This is a genomic window from Paracraurococcus ruber (genome assembly GCF_004353985.1).
Lineage (GTDB): Bacteria > Pseudomonadota > Alphaproteobacteria > Acetobacterales > Acetobacteraceae > Paracraurococcus > Paracraurococcus ruber.
Window position 1 is genome coordinate 14,343 of the sequence record NZ_SMOA01000060.1, and the last position, 16,007, is coordinate 30,349.

The 16,007-nt window shown below is 72.8% G+C and carries 10 protein-coding genes; 8 read left to right on the forward strand and 2 right to left on the reverse strand.

Annotation, left to right across the window (positions count from 1 at the left end; translation table 11 throughout):
* The first annotated feature begins 110 nt into the window (after positions 1–110).
* The 7 genes from E2C05_RS13290 to E2C05_RS13320 are packed head-to-tail and all read left to right on the forward strand — an operon-like array spanning position 111 to position 9,004.
* On the forward strand, positions 111–2,162 hold the full coding sequence (locus E2C05_RS13290; RefSeq protein ID WP_133220125.1) for a hydantoinase/oxoprolinase family protein: 2,052 nt from the start codon (positions 111–113) through the stop codon (positions 2,160–2,162).
* Positions 2,159–4,129, forward strand: a complete 1,971-nt coding sequence (locus E2C05_RS13295) for a hydantoinase B/oxoprolinase family protein (protein WP_133220126.1) — start codon at positions 2,159–2,161, stop codon at positions 4,127–4,129. The genes E2C05_RS13290 and E2C05_RS13295 overlap by 4 nt, the downstream gene beginning before the upstream one ends.
* On the forward strand, positions 4,126–4,998 hold the full coding sequence (locus E2C05_RS13300) for an ABC transporter permease (RefSeq protein ID WP_133220127.1): 873 nt from the start codon (positions 4,126–4,128) through the stop codon (positions 4,996–4,998). The genes E2C05_RS13295 and E2C05_RS13300 overlap by 4 nt, the downstream gene beginning before the upstream one ends.
* A complete protein-coding gene (locus tag E2C05_RS13305) occupies positions 4,998–5,780 on the forward strand; it encodes an ABC transporter permease (protein WP_133220128.1) in 783 nt (260 codons plus the stop codon). Before E2C05_RS13300 ends, E2C05_RS13305 begins: the two co-directional genes overlap by 1 nt.
* Positions 5,777–6,856 (forward strand): ABC transporter ATP-binding protein, encoded by a 1,080-nt coding sequence (locus E2C05_RS13310; RefSeq protein ID WP_200305501.1) that lies wholly within the window; start codon positions 5,777–5,779, stop codon positions 6,854–6,856. The genes E2C05_RS13305 and E2C05_RS13310 overlap by 4 nt, the downstream gene beginning before the upstream one ends.
* 26 nt (positions 6,857–6,882) lie before the next feature.
* A complete protein-coding gene (locus E2C05_RS13315) occupies positions 6,883–7,983 on the forward strand; it encodes an ABC transporter substrate-binding protein (protein ID WP_133220129.1) in 1,101 nt (366 codons plus the stop codon).
* Between the two features lie 4 nt (positions 7,984–7,987).
* Positions 7,988–9,004, forward strand: a complete 1,017-nt coding sequence (locus E2C05_RS13320; protein ID WP_133220130.1) for a ketopantoate reductase family protein — start codon at positions 7,988–7,990, stop codon at positions 9,002–9,004.
* Positions 9,005–9,102: 98 nt separating this feature from the next.
* On the opposite strand, the gene E2C05_RS13325 is transcribed toward E2C05_RS13320, so the two are convergent.
* Together E2C05_RS13325 and E2C05_RS13330 are read right to left on the reverse strand one after the other, a co-directional pair.
* Positions 9,103–10,749, reverse strand: a complete 1,647-nt coding sequence (locus E2C05_RS13325) for a hydantoinase B/oxoprolinase family protein (protein WP_133220131.1) — start codon at positions 10,747–10,749, stop codon at positions 9,103–9,105.
* Complete coding sequence (locus E2C05_RS13330; RefSeq protein WP_133220132.1) at positions 10,746–12,818, reverse strand: hydantoinase/oxoprolinase family protein; 2,073 nt, start codon at positions 12,816–12,818, stop codon at positions 10,746–10,748. The genes E2C05_RS13325 and E2C05_RS13330 overlap by 4 nt, the downstream gene beginning before the upstream one ends.
* Positions 12,819–13,061: 243 nt before the next feature.
* Between E2C05_RS13330 and E2C05_RS13335 the strand changes: the two genes are divergently transcribed.
* Entirely contained in the window at positions 13,062–15,965 is a 2,904-nt protein-coding gene (locus E2C05_RS13335; RefSeq protein WP_133220133.1) for a PAS domain-containing hybrid sensor histidine kinase/response regulator, read from the forward strand.
* Positions 15,966–16,007 lie beyond the last annotated feature (42 nt).

The following is a 16,007-nucleotide window of genomic DNA, read 5'->3' on the forward strand; positions in this document are numbered from 1 at the left end:
CAGGGCCTGGGCAGGGCCTGGCCCGCCCGCCGCGGCCCGCCGGGCCAGGCCGCTTGACGCTTGGCGCCCCGCCGCGAACCATGCCGCGGGGCGCTGGGGTGGGGACCGCCATGGGCTATCGCGTCGGCGTGGACATCGGCGGGTCCTTCACCGACCTCGCCCTGCTGGATGACCGCACGGGCGAGGTGCGCAGCCTGAAGGTCTTCTCCCGCCCCGACCGGCCGGGAGAGGAGGTGCTGGCCGGCCTCGCCGGCCTGCGGGACCGGCACGGCATCGCGCCCGCCGAGATCGGCTATTTCACGCATGGCACCACGGTGGGGGTGAACACCGTCATCCAGCGCAAGGGGCCGCGCCTGGCGCTGCTGGTGACGCAGGGCTTCCGCGACGTGCTGGAGCTTGGCCGCCTGCGCGCGCCCGACATGTACGATTTGCTGTCGAAGCGCCCCGCACCCCTCGTCACCCGCGACCGCGTCTTCGAATTGCCGGAACGCCTGGCCGCCGATGGCAGCGTCCTGCAGGCGCTGTCCGACGCCCATGTGCTGGCGGCGGCGCAGGCCGCGCTGGCGGCGGGCGCGGAGGGCATCGTCGTCGCCCTGCTGCATGCCTGGCGCAACCCGGCGCATGAGCGGCAGGCGCGGGAAGCGCTGGCCCGCGCCCATCCCGGCCTGCCGGTCCTCTGCTCGGCCGAGGTCTGGCCCGTCCTCCGCGAATACGAGCGCACCGTCACCGCCACCATCGCCGGCTATGTCCAGCCGCGCGTCACGGCCTATCTCGATGGGCTGCAGGCGGCGCTGCGCGAGATCGGCGTGCCCTGCGAGGCGCGCGTCACCCGCAGCAATGGCGGCGTGATGACCGCCGAACGCGGCCGGCGCGAGGGCTTGCAGATGGTGCTGTCCGGCACCGCCGCCGGCGTCATCGGCGCCGGCTTCGTCGCGCGCATCGCCGGGCTGCGGGAATGCCTCAGCCTGGATATCGGCGGGACCAGCGCCGATGTCGCGCTGATTCGCGACGGCCAGCCGCGCTACGGCAGCGGAGAGGAGGTGGGGGAGTTCCGCATCCACATCCCCTCCGTCGCGGTGAGTTCGATCGGGGAGGGCGGCGGGTCCATCGCCTGGGTGGATGGCTTCGGCGTGCTGCAGGTGGGGCCGGAGAGCGCGGGCAGCACGCCCGGCCCGGCCTGCTTCGGCCGCGGCGGCACACGCCCGACCGTAACGGATGCCTTCGCCGCCTGCGGGTTGCTGGGCCGTGCCGATCTGGGTCATGGCGCGGCGCGGGTGGACGCGGACCGCGCCCGTGCCGCCATCGGCACCGTGGCGCAGCCGCTGGGCCGCGGCGTGGAGGAAACGGCGCAGGCGATGATCGAGGTCGCGGTGTCCGGCATGTATGCCCGCATCGGCGCCGCCACCGCCCGCTTCGGCGTGGACCCAAGGGAGACCGCACTGCTCGCCTTCGGCGGCGCCGGGCCCATGCTGGGCTGCTTCCTGGCGCGCGAACTCGGCGTGGCGGAGGTACTGGTGCCGCCGACGCCAGGCGTGCTGAGCGCGCTGGGCGGGCTGATCGCCGACCTGCGCAGCGATTTCCTCCGCACGCTGTACCTGCCGCTGGACGAAGCGGCCACGGACGCGGTCCGCGCCGGCTTCGCCGACCTCCGCCGCGACGCGCTGGACTGGCTGCGCGGCGAGCAGGGGCATGACGGCGAGGCGCAACTCGGCTACTCCGCGGATTGCCGCTACCGCGGCCAGTCCTACGAGATCGAGGCACCCCTCGACGATGCCGCGGCGTTGCAGGGGGACACCGCGGTCATCGCCGCCGCCTTCCATGCGGCGCATGCGGCGCTGTATGGCCATGCCGACCCGGAGGCGCCGGTGCAGGTTATCGCGCTGCGCGTCACCGCCACCGGCCCGACGCCCAAGCCGGTGCTATCCGACCTGCCCGCCGCCACCGCGTCGCCCATGCCCTTCGCCACCGACCGCGCCTGGCTGGACGGCGCCTGGCGGGAGGTGGCGTTCCACGACCGTGCCGCGTTGCGCGCCGGCCATCGCCTGCACGGCCCGGTGGTGGTGACGCAGGAGGATTGCACCACCGTCGTCCCGCCGGGACAGGCGGTGCTGGTGGACCGGCATGGCTGCCTGCGCATCCGCGCCGAGGAGGCCGCGCCATGAGCCTGGACCGCGCCCTGCTGCGCGTGCTGGCCAACCACGCCACCGCCGCCGCCGAGGCCATGGGCTGGACCCTGCTGCGGACGGCCCATTCGACCTTCGTGAAGGAGACGGAGGATTTCACCTGCCAGTTGCTGACGCCGGAAGGGCTCACCTTCGCCTCGCCGAAGAACTTCGGCGCGCACTGGTTCACCGGGCTCGACTACGGCCCGGCCATCGCGCTGATCGAGGAGGGGTATGAGGAGGGCGACATCGCCATCACCTCCGACCCCTATTCCGGCTTCGTCGCCACCCATGCGCCCGACACGCATCTGTGGAAGCCGGTCTTCCATGATGGCGCGCTGGTCTGCTTCGTCGGCTGCCATGTCCACAACACCGATGTCGGTGGCGCGGTGCCGGCCTCGCTCTCCCGCAGCCTGACGGAGGTGCATCAGGAAGGGCTGCGCATCCCGCCCATGAAACTCGCGCGGCGCGGCGTGCTGAACCAGGAATTGCTGCGGCTGATCGCCACCAATGTTCGCCTGCCCGCACAGAATCGCGGCGATCTGGGCGCGCAGATCGCCGCGGTGAACACGGGGGAGCGGCGGGTGCGGGAGATGATCGCCCGCTTCGGCCTGCCCGCCCTGCAGGCCGCCATGCCCGCGCTGCTGGACTATGCCGAGGCGCAGGCGCGCCGCGTCATCGCCGGCATCCCCGATGGCGACTATGCCTATGCCGACTATGCCGACGAGGATTCGCCCGGCGGCCGTCCCTGCCGCATCGCGCTGACCGTGCGGGTGCGGGGCGGCGAGGCGGAGCTGGACTTCACCGGCAGCGACCCGCAGCTCGCCTCCTCCCTCAACGTCCCGACCGGCGGGCGCGAACGGCATGCGCTGGCCATGGTCGGGCTGACCTTGGTGCTGAGCACGCTGGAGCCGGACCTGCTGCTGAATTACGGCGTCTATCGCCCGGCCCGCGCCGTGCTGCCGCCGGGCACGGTGCTGAACGCGCAGGCGCCGGCCGCCGTCGGCATGCGCAGCCTGACCTGCATGCTGGCCCAGGCGGTGACGCTGGGTGCCTTCGCCCAGGCCTTGCCGGAAAGGCTGACCGCGCTGCCGGCGGCGGGGCCGAGCCTGGTGAACGTGCGGACGAGCGACCGCGCCGGTCGCAGCTACATGGCCTCCATCGGGCCGATCGGCGGCGGCGGGGGCGGCGCCGCGCGGGCCGATGCCGATGATGGCGGCGGCTCGCTCTTTGGCTTCATCCGCAACACGCCGGTGGAGATCACGGAAGCCGAGTTGCCGATCCGCGTGCTGCGCTACGGCACGGTGCCGGACAGCGGCGGGCCGGGCCTGCATCGCGGCGGCACGGCGGCGGCGATGGAATTCCAGGTCTTCGCCCCCGGCTCCGTCGTCACCGCGCGCAACCGCGACCGCTCCGTCTTCGCCTCGCCCGGCATCCTGGGCGGGCGGCCGGGCGCGCCGGCGCTCTTCACCCGCACGCCGCCGCGCGGTACCCCCATCGATCTCGGCAATACCGATGTGGTGCCCTGCGGCCCGGGCGACACCATCCTGATCACCGGCGCGGGCGGTGGCGGCTATGGCGATCCCTTCGCCCGGCCGGTCGAGGCGGTGCTGCAGGACGTCGCCGGCGGCCTGGTGTCCGCGGGGGCGGCGCGGCGCGACTATGGTGTGGCGCTGGGCGCGGATGGCGCACTGGATGCGGCGGAGACGGCGCGGCTGCGCGCCGCCCCGCGCCTGGCGCCCGCCGGCTTCTTCACGCTCTGCGCGACGCGGGAGGGCTTCGAGCGCATCTGGACGCCCGCGCGCTACGCCGCGCTGACCGAGTTGCTGGCGACCCTGCCGGTGCATTGGCGCCATTTCGTGAAGCTGCGGCTGTTCGAGGCGGTGACGGAACCGGGCAGCGCGGCCGACATCGCCGCCGCCTTCGCCGCCCTGGGCGAGGCGCATCCGGAGCTCCGCGCGCCATGACCGCCATCGCGCCGTCCCGCCGCCGCCCGGACCTGCGCCGCGGCCTGGCCGCCACCCTGCTGCTGGCGCCGGGCGTGGCGCTGCTGGCGCTGGTGCTCGTCTGGCCCTTCCTCGTCATGCTGGGCATGTCGCTGCGGGAGCGTTTCCCCGGCCCCATCGTGTTCAGCCTGGCGAAATACGCCGAGTTCCTGGCCGACGACTACCTGCTGACGGTGGCGCTGCGCAGCTTTTCCCTGGCGCTAGCGGTCACCGCGCTGTGTGCCGTGCTGGGCTACCCCGTCGCCTGGTACCTGGCGCGGGCGCGGTCGCGCTGGGCGCATCTGGTCTTCCTCGGCACCATCTTCCCGCTGCTGGTCAGCATCGTCGTCCGCACCATGGGCTGGACCATCCTGCTGGGCAGCGAGGGCCTGGTGAATGCCGCGCTGCTCCGCCTTGGCCTCGTCAGCGAGCCGCTGCGGCTGATGCAGGGCTTCTGGTCGGTGGTGCTGGGCATGGTGCATGTGCTGCTGCCCTTCATGGTGCTGTCCATCGCCGCCGTGCTGGGCCGCATCGACGCCGCCTATGCCGAGGCGGCCTCGACGCTCGGCGCCACGCCGCTGCGGGGGTTCCTCTCCGTGACGCTGCCGCTGTCGGTGCAGGGCATCGCGGCGGGGTCGGTGATCGTCTTCTGCCTGACCATCGGCGCCTTCATCACGCCGCTCTGGCTCGGGCGCGGGCATGTCACGGTGATGGCGATCGCGATCCATGAGCAGATGGTGACGCTGGTGGACTGGCCGGGCGGCGCCGCCTCGGCCATGGTGCTGAGCTTCGCCACGCTGGCGCTGCTGGCGGGCTACGGCCTGCTGCTGCGCCGCTGGGCGCGCCGCTGATGACGGCGCGTCGCCTCCTCGGCGCCTATGTGGCGGTCGTCATGCTGTTCCTGGCGCTGCCAATCGCGGTGGTGATCCCCTCCGCCTTCGGGGAAGGCAATGCGCTGGCCTTCCCGCCGCAGGGATTCTCCCTGAAATGGTTCGCCGCCATCCTGGAACGGCCGGCGCTGCTGGCCGCGGCGGCGAACAGCGCCGCCATCGCCGCGGTCGCCACCGGCGTGTCGCTGGTGGTGGGCACGCTCAGCGCCTTCGCCCTGCGCCGCTACGCCTTCCCCGGCCGCGGCGCGCTGATGGCGCTGTTCATGGCGCCGCTGGTCTTCCCAGCCATCGTGCTGGCGGCGGCCATCGCCATGGTGCTGGCGCCGATGGGGCTGGTCCGCAACTTCTGGGGCCTGGTGCTGGCGCATATCGTGGTGGTGCTGCCCTACGTCGTCCGCACCGTCTCCGCCACCCTGGCGGAGGTGGACCGCGCCTGGGAGGAAGCGGCACTGACGCTCGGCGCGAGCCCCTGGCGGGGCTTCACCAGCGTGACCCTGCCGCTGCTGCGACCGGGGCTCGTCGCGGGCGCGACCTTCTCGCTCATCATCTCCTTCGACGAGTTCACCATCTCGCTCTTCCTCGTCGGCAGCGGGATGATGACCCTGCCGATCGAGATGTACAATTACGCCGAATACAGTCTGGACCCGGTGCTGGCCGCCGTTTCCACCTTGCTGATCCTGCTGACCACCGCGGCGGTGCTGGCGGTGGAGCGCACCGTGGGCCTGGGGAAGCAGTTCTCGTGAACGCGAAGGGCGTGGCGCTGTTGGGCGTCGCCAAATGGTACGGCAAGGTGCCGGCGGTGCAGGGCGTGGACCTCGAGGTCGCGCCGGGCGAGATGGTCAGCCTGCTCGGGCCGAGCGGCTGCGGCAAGACCACCACGCTGCGCATGATCGCGGGGCTGGAGGTGCCGGATGCCGGCGAGATCCGCATCGGCGGCACGCGCGCGAACGAGGTGCCGCCCTGGCGCCGCAACATCGGCATGGTGTTCCAGAACTACGCGCTGTTTCCGCACAAGACGGTGGCGGAGAATATCGGCTACGGCCTGGTGATGCGCCGCCGGCCGCGGGCCGAGATCGCCACCCGCGTCGCCGATGCCATGCGGCAGGTGCGGCTGGAGGGGCTGGAGGACCGCATCCCGTCCCAGTTGTCCGGCGGCCAGCGGCAGCGCGTGGCGCTGGCCCGCGCCCTGGTGACGCGGCCGGACGTGCTGCTCTTCGACGAACCCCTGGCGGCGCTGGACCGCAAGCTGCGTGAGCAGATGCAGGTGGAGATCCGCCTGCTGCAGCGGGAGGTGGGCATCACCACCATCTTCGTCACGCACGACCAGGACGAGGCGCTGACGCTGTCCGACCGTATCGTGGTGATGGAGGAAGGCCGCATCGTCCAGGCCGGCACGCCGGACGAGATCTACGAACGCCCGCGCAGCCACTTCGTCTCCGACTTCATCGGCATGATGAATGCGATGCGCGGCACCGCCACCGGCCAGGGTGCGGGCGGGCTGCTGGTGCGGCTGGCCGGCGGGCGGGAATTGGCGGTGCCGGAGGCCGCGGCGGCGACCGGCAGCGCAGTGGAGATCATGCTGCGGCCGGAGAAGGTGCAGGTGAACCCGCCGCAGGCCGAAGGGCTGGTGCTGGCGCAGGGGCGGGTGGCGCATATCGTCTATCTCGGCGCGGTCACCTACCTGCATGTGACGGTGGAAGGCGGCGCGACGATGCTGGCCATGCAGGCGAACGGCCAGGGCATGCCCGCACCGCGCCTGGGCGATGCGGTGACCTTGGGCTGGCGGGCGGCCGACATGGTCTGCTTCGCGGCGCCGTGACAAGACCGACAACGGGAGAGCGAGACATGACCGAGACGCCCGACATCCTCCGCGAATTCACCGCCGGCACGCGCCGGCGGGCGCTGCTCCAGGGCCTGGTCGCCATGGGCGCCGGCGGCGCCAGCTTCCTCCGCTTCGCCGAGGCGCTGGCGCAGGCGCCGGCCGGCGATGTGGCGCAGATCACCATCCTCTCCCAGCCCGGCGCGGTGCCGGACATCCTGCGCGACGTCACGCTGCCGCAGTTCCGCACGCGCCAGGCTTCGACCGAGGTGCGGCTGGAAGTGGCGACCAATGCCGCCGGCTATCCGCGCATGCTGACGCAGCGCGCCAACCCGGTGATCTCGGGCGGCATGTTCAACGACATCTTCGCCCAGCGCGGCCGCGCGGACGGCATGTTCGCGCCCTTCAACCGGGAATTCGTCCCCAATGCATCGAAGCTGCCGGCGGGGCTGGCGACGCCGGGCGGTCTCGGCATCCCGTTCCACCTCTCGCCCTTCGCCATCATGTACAACCCGGACCGCATGGAGGCGCCGCAGTCCTGGAACGACCTGTACGACCCGAAGCTGCGCGGCCGCGTGGCGATGTGGGACGCCTATTACGACGGCTACATCATGGCCGCGGTCGCCGCCGGCAAGCCGCCCTCGGTCGAGGAAGGCATCCGCGCCTGGGCGCCGCACAAGGCGAATATCGGCGCCTGGGTGAACAGCCCGGTGGTGGCGGAGGACATGGTCTCCCGCGGGGAGATGTGGTGCGCGCCGCACTGGGGCAGCTTCATGGGACAGGCGCGGGCACGCGGCAACCGTCTCGCCTTCGTCGTGCCGAAGGAAGGCGGCGTGCAGTGGACCGGCCACATGCAGGTCTGCACCGGCTTCAATCCGCGTGTGACGGAGTTGACGCAGCGCTATCTCGACACCTGGTTGTCCGACGAATGCCAGATGGCCTGGATCACCCGCGGCTTCTTCTCGCCGGCCAGCACCGCCGTGCAGGTGCCCGACAACCTGAAGGCCGACAGCGTGATCATGAGCGCGGAGGAGGCGCAGCGCCGCCTGGTGAAGCCCGATTTCGAGAGCATCGGGCCGAACATGCCGCGGCTGACGCAGATGATCATCCGTACGCTGAAGGGCTGAGCCTGTGCCCGCATCCCGCATCCTGGTCTGGGGCGCCGGCGCCATCGGCGGTACGGTCGGCGCCTATCTGCGACGCGCCGGCCATGACATCACCTTCGTGGATACGGATGCGGCGCATGTCGCGGCCATCGCCCGCGACGGGCTGCGCATCACCGGCCCGATCGAGCAGTTCACCGTCCGCGCGCCGGCCTTCACGCCGGCGGATGTCACGGGGGTCTGGGACCGCATCTTCCTCTGCGTGAAGGCGCAGCACACCCGCGCAGCGTCGGAGGCGCTGGCGCCGCATCTGGCGCCGGGCGGCTATGTCCTGTCGCTGCAGAACGGGCTGTGCGAGGAGGTCATCGCCGGCGTGGTGGGGCCGGAACGGGTGGTCGGCGCCTTCATCAATTTCGGCGCCGACTGGCAGGCGCCGGGGGAGGTGCAGTTCGCCAACCATGGCGCGGTGGTGCTGGGCGAGACCGATGGACGCATGACGAAGCGGCTTTCGGCGCTGCATGCGGAAATGCTGGAATTCGCGCCGCATGCGATCATGACGGACGACATCCACGGCTATCTCTGGGGCAAGCTGGGCTACGGCATCCTGCTGTTTGCCCAGGCGCTGGGGCAGTTGGGCATCGCGGATTGCCTGGCGCGGCCGGAATTGCTGCCGCTGTGGCGGTCGCTGGGGGCGGAGGTGAATGCGGTGGCCGCCGCGCTCGGCGTGCAGCCGCGCGGCTTCAACGGCTACGACCCCGCGGCCTTCAGGCCCGGGGCGAGCGAGGCGGCGGCGCGCGAGTCCGTCGTCGCCATGGTCGCCTTCAACCGGCCCAATGCGAAGACGCATTCCGGCATCTGGCGCGACATCGCGGTGCGCAAGCGGACCACGGAGGTGGATGCGCAGATCGCACCCATCGCCGCCATCGGCGCGAAGCACGGCATCCCGTGCCCGGTGACGCAGCGGCTGGTGGACATGATCCATGCGGTGGAGCAGGGGCGGCTGCCGCAGGCGGATGCTAACCTGGATGCGCTGATGCGGGGGTAGGTGTCGCTGCCCCCTGCACCCCCGTATGAGTCAAACTCGAGGGTTCCAAGGGCCCTTCGGCCCTTGGCGGGTGGAGTTTGAGGAGGGCAGAGCCCTCCTCAAGTCTTCCCATCCCGCGCATCCGCTTCCCGCGCTGCCGCCGCACGCCGCCCCGGCTCGCCATACCCGCCGCCGCCGGCGGTCTCGATCACCACGCGGTCGCCCTTCTGCAGCCGCGTTACGATCTTGGAGGGGATCACCTCCTGCGTGCCGTCGCTTCGGTGGATCACGGAGCGCGCCATGGCCCCCGGCGCGCCGCCGAACAGCCCGCCGGCCGCGCTGAAATGGCGTTCGCTGCGATGGGTGAAGCTCACCTCGTCCACAAGCGCCTCGTATTCGCGGATGGTGCCCAGGCCGCCGCGGTACTCGCCATCCCCGCCCGAGCCTGGCCGCAGCGCGACGCGGTTCAGGCGGATGGGCGTTTCCATCTCCGCCGCCTCGGCCGGCAGGTTCATGCAGTTGGTGGCGTCGGTCTCGATCACGTCCACGCCGTCCGCGCCGCGCGCCGCACCGCTGCCGCCGGCGATCAGGTCGCCGGTGACGAAGGGCGTGCCATCCGCGCGTTTCCCGCCGAAGGCGACGATCACCATCTGCCCGGCGGAGGGCGCCGGGACGCGGTCCGGCAGCACCTCCGCCATCGCGGCCAGGATGGTGCCGGTGATGCGCTTGATGGTGGAGGTGCGGGCATTGACCGGCGCCGGCGCGCGCGGGTTCACCAGCGTGCCCTCCGGCAGGTGCAGGGAGATGGGGCGGAAGCAGCCACCATTGGTCGGGATGCGCGGATCGGTCAGCGCGCGCACCGCGAAGCAGGCGGCGGCGAGCGAGCCGGAGGGCACGCAGTTCAGCGGCCCGCGCACCTGCGGGGAGGTGCCGGTGAAGTCGATATGGATCGCGTCGCCCTTGATGGTGACGGCGACCTCGATCCGGATCGGCTTGTCCAGCTCCACGCCGTCATTGTCTAGCCAGTCCACCGCGCGCCAGGTGCCGTCGGGGATGCCGGCGAGTGCCAGCCGCGTCATGCGCTCCGACCGGTCGAGCAGCTCGGCGAACAGCGCGGTCAGCGCATTGCCGCCCTGCTTCTCCGCCAGTTCGGCCAGGCGGCGGGCGCCGATGGAACAGGCGCTGACCTGGGCATGGATGTCGCCCATCACCGTGTCGGGGATGCGGACATTCTGCCGGATGATCGCTTCCAGCGTCGCGTTCACCACGCCGCGGTCGCGGAATTTCAGCGGCGGCAGGCGCAGGCCTTCCTGGAAGATCTCGGTGGCGTTGGTGGGAACGGATCCGGCCGACAGCCCGCCCATGTCCTGGTGATGCGTCATCGCCGCGCTGAAGGCGATGATGCGGCCGCCGGCAAACACCGGCTGCACGATGGCGATGTCCGGCAGATGGGTGCCGCCGCAATAGGGGTCGTTGAGCAGGTAGGTGTCGTCGGGCTGCATCGTCGCCGGCGGGAAGTCCCGCAGGATGCGCCCGACCGCCGGGATCAGCGTGGCGAGGTGGATGGGAATCGAGCAGGACTGCGCCAGCGTCTGGCCATCCGCGGTGAACAGGCCGGCCGAGGCGTCCAGCCCCTCCTTCACGATCGGCGAGAAGGAGGAGCGGAGCAGCGTCGCCTGCATCTCGTTGGCGATGCCTTCCAGGCGGTGGCGCATGACCTCGACCGTCACGGGGTCGAGATCGGCGGTGGTGAACTCCGTGGTCATGCGGCGTCCCTCCGCAGCAGCAGGGCGGCGCCGTCCGGCGCGAGGCTCGCGGTCCAGCCGGGCTCGACCAGGGTGGTGGTGTCCACCTGCTCGATGATGGCGGGGCCCGGGATGCGGTGCTGCGGGCCGATGGCGGCGCGCTGCCAGATGGCGGCCGGTACCGGGTCCGGGTGCTGGCGGACGCGGATCGGGCGCGTGGTGGGCGGCGGCGCCGCCCCGGCCCGCGTGGCGCCGCCGGCGGCGCTGCCGCCGCCCGCGCGATGCACCGTGCGCAGGTTGACGAATTTCGCCGGCAGCGGCGGCGCATGGCCATAGACGCGGTCATGCGCGGCGAGGAAGGCCTGGTAGGCGGCGCCCACCGGGTCCGCTGCCGAAAAGTCCAGCGGCACCTCCAGCCAATAGGACTGGCCGATGTAGCAGAGATCGGCGCTGTGGCCGACCTGCACATCCGTGCCGGCGGGCAGCCGCTCCTCCGCCATCAGCGCGGCGCAGCGATCGTCCAGCGCCGCCAGGGCGGGTTGCAGCAGCGCGGAGTCGAGCCCGGCGCAGGGATGCGGGAAGGCGCCGGCCACCTCGTGCTCCACCGGCGCGCCGAGCAGGCCGGCGGCGGCCAGCACGCCGGGATGCGGCGGGACGATGATCGTGGATATGCCCAATTCCTCGGCCAGGGCGCAGCCATGCAGCGGGCCGGCGCCGCCCAGCGGCAGCAGCGCATAGCCGCGCGGGTCGATGCCGCGGCCGATGGACACCAGCTTGATCGCCTCCGCCATCTGCGCATTCAGCACGCGATGGATGCCGAGCGCGGCGCGGGCGGGGTCCATGCCCAGGGGCTCCGCGACCTCCCGCCGCAGCGCCGCCTCGGCCAGCGCCGGGTCCAGCCGCATGCTGCCGCCGGCGAAGCGCGCCGGGTCGATATAGCCCAGCGCGACGGAGGCATCGGTGACCGTCGCGCGGGTGCCGCCGCGGCCATAGCAGGCCGGGCCGGGCTCGCTGCCCGCGGAATCCGGGCCGACGCGCAGCGTGCCTGCGGCATCGATCCAGGCCAGGCTGCCGCCGCCCGAGCCGATGGCGGTGACATCCACCATCGGCACGCGCACCGGGAAGCCGTCGATCAGGCCTTCGGCACGGATCAGCGGGCGGCCATCGCTCACCAGCGCGATGTCGCAGGACGTGCCGCCGACATCGACGGTGATCAGGTCGCGGTATCCGGCCGAAAGCCCGACCGCCAGGCCGCCCACGACGCCGCCAGCGGGGCCCGAGAGGAACAGCCGCACCGGCCGCTGCCGCGCGACGCCGGCGGCGGTGAGGCCGCCGCGCGACTGCATCACCTGCAGGGTGGCGCCGACCCCGGCCCGCGCAAGGCCGCTTTCCAGGTTCGCCAGGTAGTCGGCGACCAGCGGCTTCACATAGGCATCGAAGCCGGTGGCGCAGGTGCGTTCGTATTCGCGGAAGGCCGGATCGACGGCGGAGGAAAGCGAGACCGGCAGGCCCGGGCTCATCTCCGCGACGATCTCGGCGATCCGCTGCTCATGCGCCGGGTTGAGGAAGGAGAACAGCAGGCAGACGGCGATGGCCTGCACGCCCTGGTCCAGCAATTCCCGCACCGCCCGGCGCGCCTCCTCCTCCTCCAGCGGGACCAGCACCTGGCCGGATGCATCCAGGCGTTCCCGCACCTCCCGCCGGTAGCGGCCGGGGGCGAGGAAGCCGGGCGTCTCCGGCCGCAGCACCAGGTCGTACATCTGGTGGCGCATCTGCCGGCCGATCTCGAGGACGTCGCGGAACCCCTCGGTGGCGATCAGCCCGATGCGGGCGCCCTTGCGTTCCAGCACCGCATTGGTGGCGACGGTGGTGCCATGCGCGAAGCGGGCGATCGCCGCGGCCGGCACGCCCCAGTCCGCGCCGGCCGTTTCCAGCGCCGCCAGCACGGCGCGGCTGGGATCGGCGCGGCTGGTCGCCACCTTGGTCAGGCGGATGCTGCCATCCGGCGCGCGGCAGACCACGTCGGTGAAGGTGCCGCCGATATCGATGCCGAACTGGTAGCCCCGCGCCGTCAGGTCCGCGCCCTGCATCCCCGCCCGCTCCGTCGCTGCGCCGGGCGATCCTATCAGGACCGGACCGCGCGCCTACCCTCGGCGCCCGGCCGCGGCGCGTTCCGCCGTCCGGGTCGTGACTTGACTTGGGCGGACCAAGCGTCTCTGCCGCGGGCATGGCTTTCCGCACGCTCCGCGACGCCGCTTCGCCTCCGCCCGTCCCATCGGCTGCCGCGGGGCGGGCACCGCCGGCATCCCAGCCGGCCGCACGGGACCCGCATCATGGGGACTGAGGGCGGCGCCGAGGCGTTCCTCGACGGGCTGGAGGGGGAGATCGCCGGGCGGCTGCGCCGCCACGACTGGGCGGCCACCCCGCTCGGCCCCATCCAGGGCTGGCCGCAGAGCCTGCGCAGCGCCGTCGGCCTCATGCTCGCGGCGCTGCAGCCGGCCCATGTCGCCTGGGGCCCGGCGCTGACCTGCCTCTACAACGACGGCCTCATCCCCATCCTCGGCGCCAAGCACCCGGACGGGCTCGGGCGGCCCTTCGCCGTGCTCTTCGCCGAGATCTGGGAGGAATTCCGCCCGCTGGTCGCGGCGACCATGGCCGGCCAGGCGCAGCATTTCGTGGACCGGCCGGTGCCCCTGGCATCCCGCCCGGACCGGCCGATGAGCTGGTTCACCTTCTCCTGGACGCCGCTGCGGGACGAAACCGGGGCGGTCGCCGGCTTCTTCTGCGCCGCCACCGAGACGACCGAGAAGGTGCTGGCCGAACGGGCGCTGCAGGCGCGGCGCGAAAGCGACCTGCGCGAGAGCCGGACGGAGGCCGGGCGCCAGCGCCGCCTCTACGAGGCGATCCTGAGCAACACGCCCGACCTCGCCTATGTCTTCGACCTCGACCACCGGTTCATCTACGCCAATGAAGGCCTGCTGCGGATGTGGGGCCGGCGCTGGGAGGAGGCGATCGGCCGCACCTGCCTCGAGCTCGGCTATCCCGACTGGCACGCCGAGATGCATGACCGCGAGATCGACCAGGTCGTCGCCACCCGGCAGCCGGTGCGCGGGGAGGTGCCCTTCACCGGCACCTTCGGTCGCCGGATCTACGACTACATCCTGGTCCCCGTCCTCGGCGCCGATGGGGAGGTGGAGGCGGTGGCCGGCACCACCCGCGACGTCACCGGCTGGCAGGAGACGGTGGCGGCGCTGCGGGATGGCGAGCAGCGCCTGCGCCTGGTGGTCGAGACGGCGCGCGACTACGCCATCTTCACCACCGATGCCGAGGACCGGATCGAGGCCTGGTGGCAGGGCGCCGAAGCCGCCTTCGGCTGGTCCGCGGAGGAGGTGGTCGGCCGCAGCTCCGCCATGACCTACACGCCCGAGGACCGGGCGGTCGGCGTGCCGGGGCGGGAGGTCGAGGCGGCGAGCGTCGCCGGCCGCGCGCCCAACATCCGCTGGCACCAGCGCAAGGACGGCACCCGCGTCTTCATCGAGGGCGTGCGGACGGCGCTGCGCGGCCCGGACGGCAGGCTGCGCGGCTTCCTCAAGATCGGCCAGGACGTGACCGAGCGCCGCCGGGTGGAGGAGCAGCTGCGGGAGAGCGAGGCGCGGTTCCGCCACATGGCCGACAGCGCCCCGGCGCTGATCTGGATGACCGATGCCGGCGGCGAGGTGGTCTTCGCCAACATGCATTTCGACCATGTCTTCGGGTGCCCGGCGGCGGAGATGCTGGGCCGCGGCTGGCTGCGCCTGCTGCTGCCGGAGGACCGCGGCGCGTTCGAGGCCGCCTTCGCCGCCGCCTTCCGCGCCCGGCGGTCCTTCCGCGCGGAGATGCGGGTGCATGACCGGGTCGGCGAGGCCCGCTGGCTGCGCTGCGAGGGCGTGCCGCGGCTGGACGATGCCGGCGGCTTCCTCGGCTACACCTTCTGCGGCGTCGACATCACCGAGGCGCGGCTGGCGGCGGAGGAGCTGGAGCAGCGCGTCAGCGAGCGCACCGCCGAGCTGGTGGCGGTGGCCGAGACGCTGCGGCAGGTGCAGAAGATGGAGGCGGTCGGCCAGCTGACCGGCGGCATCGCGCATGACTTCAACAACATGCTGCAGGGCGTCGCCGGCGCGGTGGAGCTGGCGCGGCGCCGCATCGCGGAAGGCCGGACCGAACAGGTGCCGCGCTACCTGGAAGCGGCGCACCAGGCAGCGGACCGCGCGGCGGGGCTGACCCGGCGCCTGCTGGCCTTCGCCCGGCGGCAGCACCTAGACCCGCGGCCGGTGGGGCCGGACGGGCTGATCGCCGGCATGGCGGACCTGATCCGCCGCACCGTCGGGCCCGGCATCCGGCTGGTGCTGGACCTGCGGGAGGATGCCGGCTGCGTGCTGTGCGACGCGAACGAGCTGGAGAGCGCGCTGCTCAACCTCTGCATCAATGCGCGCGACGCCATGGCCGAAGGCGGCCGCCTGGCAATCGGCACGCAGCGCCTGCCCCTGTCGGAGGCGGAGGTCGCCGGCCAGGACGGCATGCTGCCCGGCGAATACATCGTCATCTCGGTGGCCGACACCGGCACCGGCATGCCGCCCGAGGTGCTGGACCGCGTCTTCGAGCCCTTCTTCACCACCAAGCTGCTCGGCCAGGGCACCGGCCTGGGGCTGAGCCAGGTCTATGGCTTCGCCCGCCAGACCGGCGGCCGCGTCGGCATCGAGAGCCGGCCCGGCGAGGGCACCACCGTGCGGCTCTTCCTGCCGAACCGGCCGCCGGCCGAGGCGCCGGCCCCGCCGCCCGCGCCGGCCGCCGCCCTGCCGGAGCGGGCCGGGGCGGGGGAGGTGGTGCTGCTGGTGGATGACGAGGCGGCGGCGCGCGGCCCGGCCGCGGAGCGGCTGCGCGAACTTGGCTACCGCGTGCTGGAGGCGTCGGACGGGCCGACGGCGCTGCGCATCCTGGGCGACGGCGCCGCCATCGACCTGCTTGTCACCGATGTCGGGCTGCCCGGCGGCATGAATGGCCGGCAATTGTCCGAGGCGGTGCAGGAACGGCGGCCGGACCTGCCGGTGCTGTTCATCACCGGCTATGCCGGCACCGCGCTGCCGCCGGGCCATGAGGTGATCGCCAAGCCCTTCGCGCTGGAAGCGCTGGCGGGACGGGTGCGCAGCCTGCTGGCGGCGGCGGCCCAGGCCGGGGCGGCGCGGCCCGCCGGCGCGTGACGGCATGGCTCCGCAGCCGGGCGCCGGGCCGGGCGGCAGGCC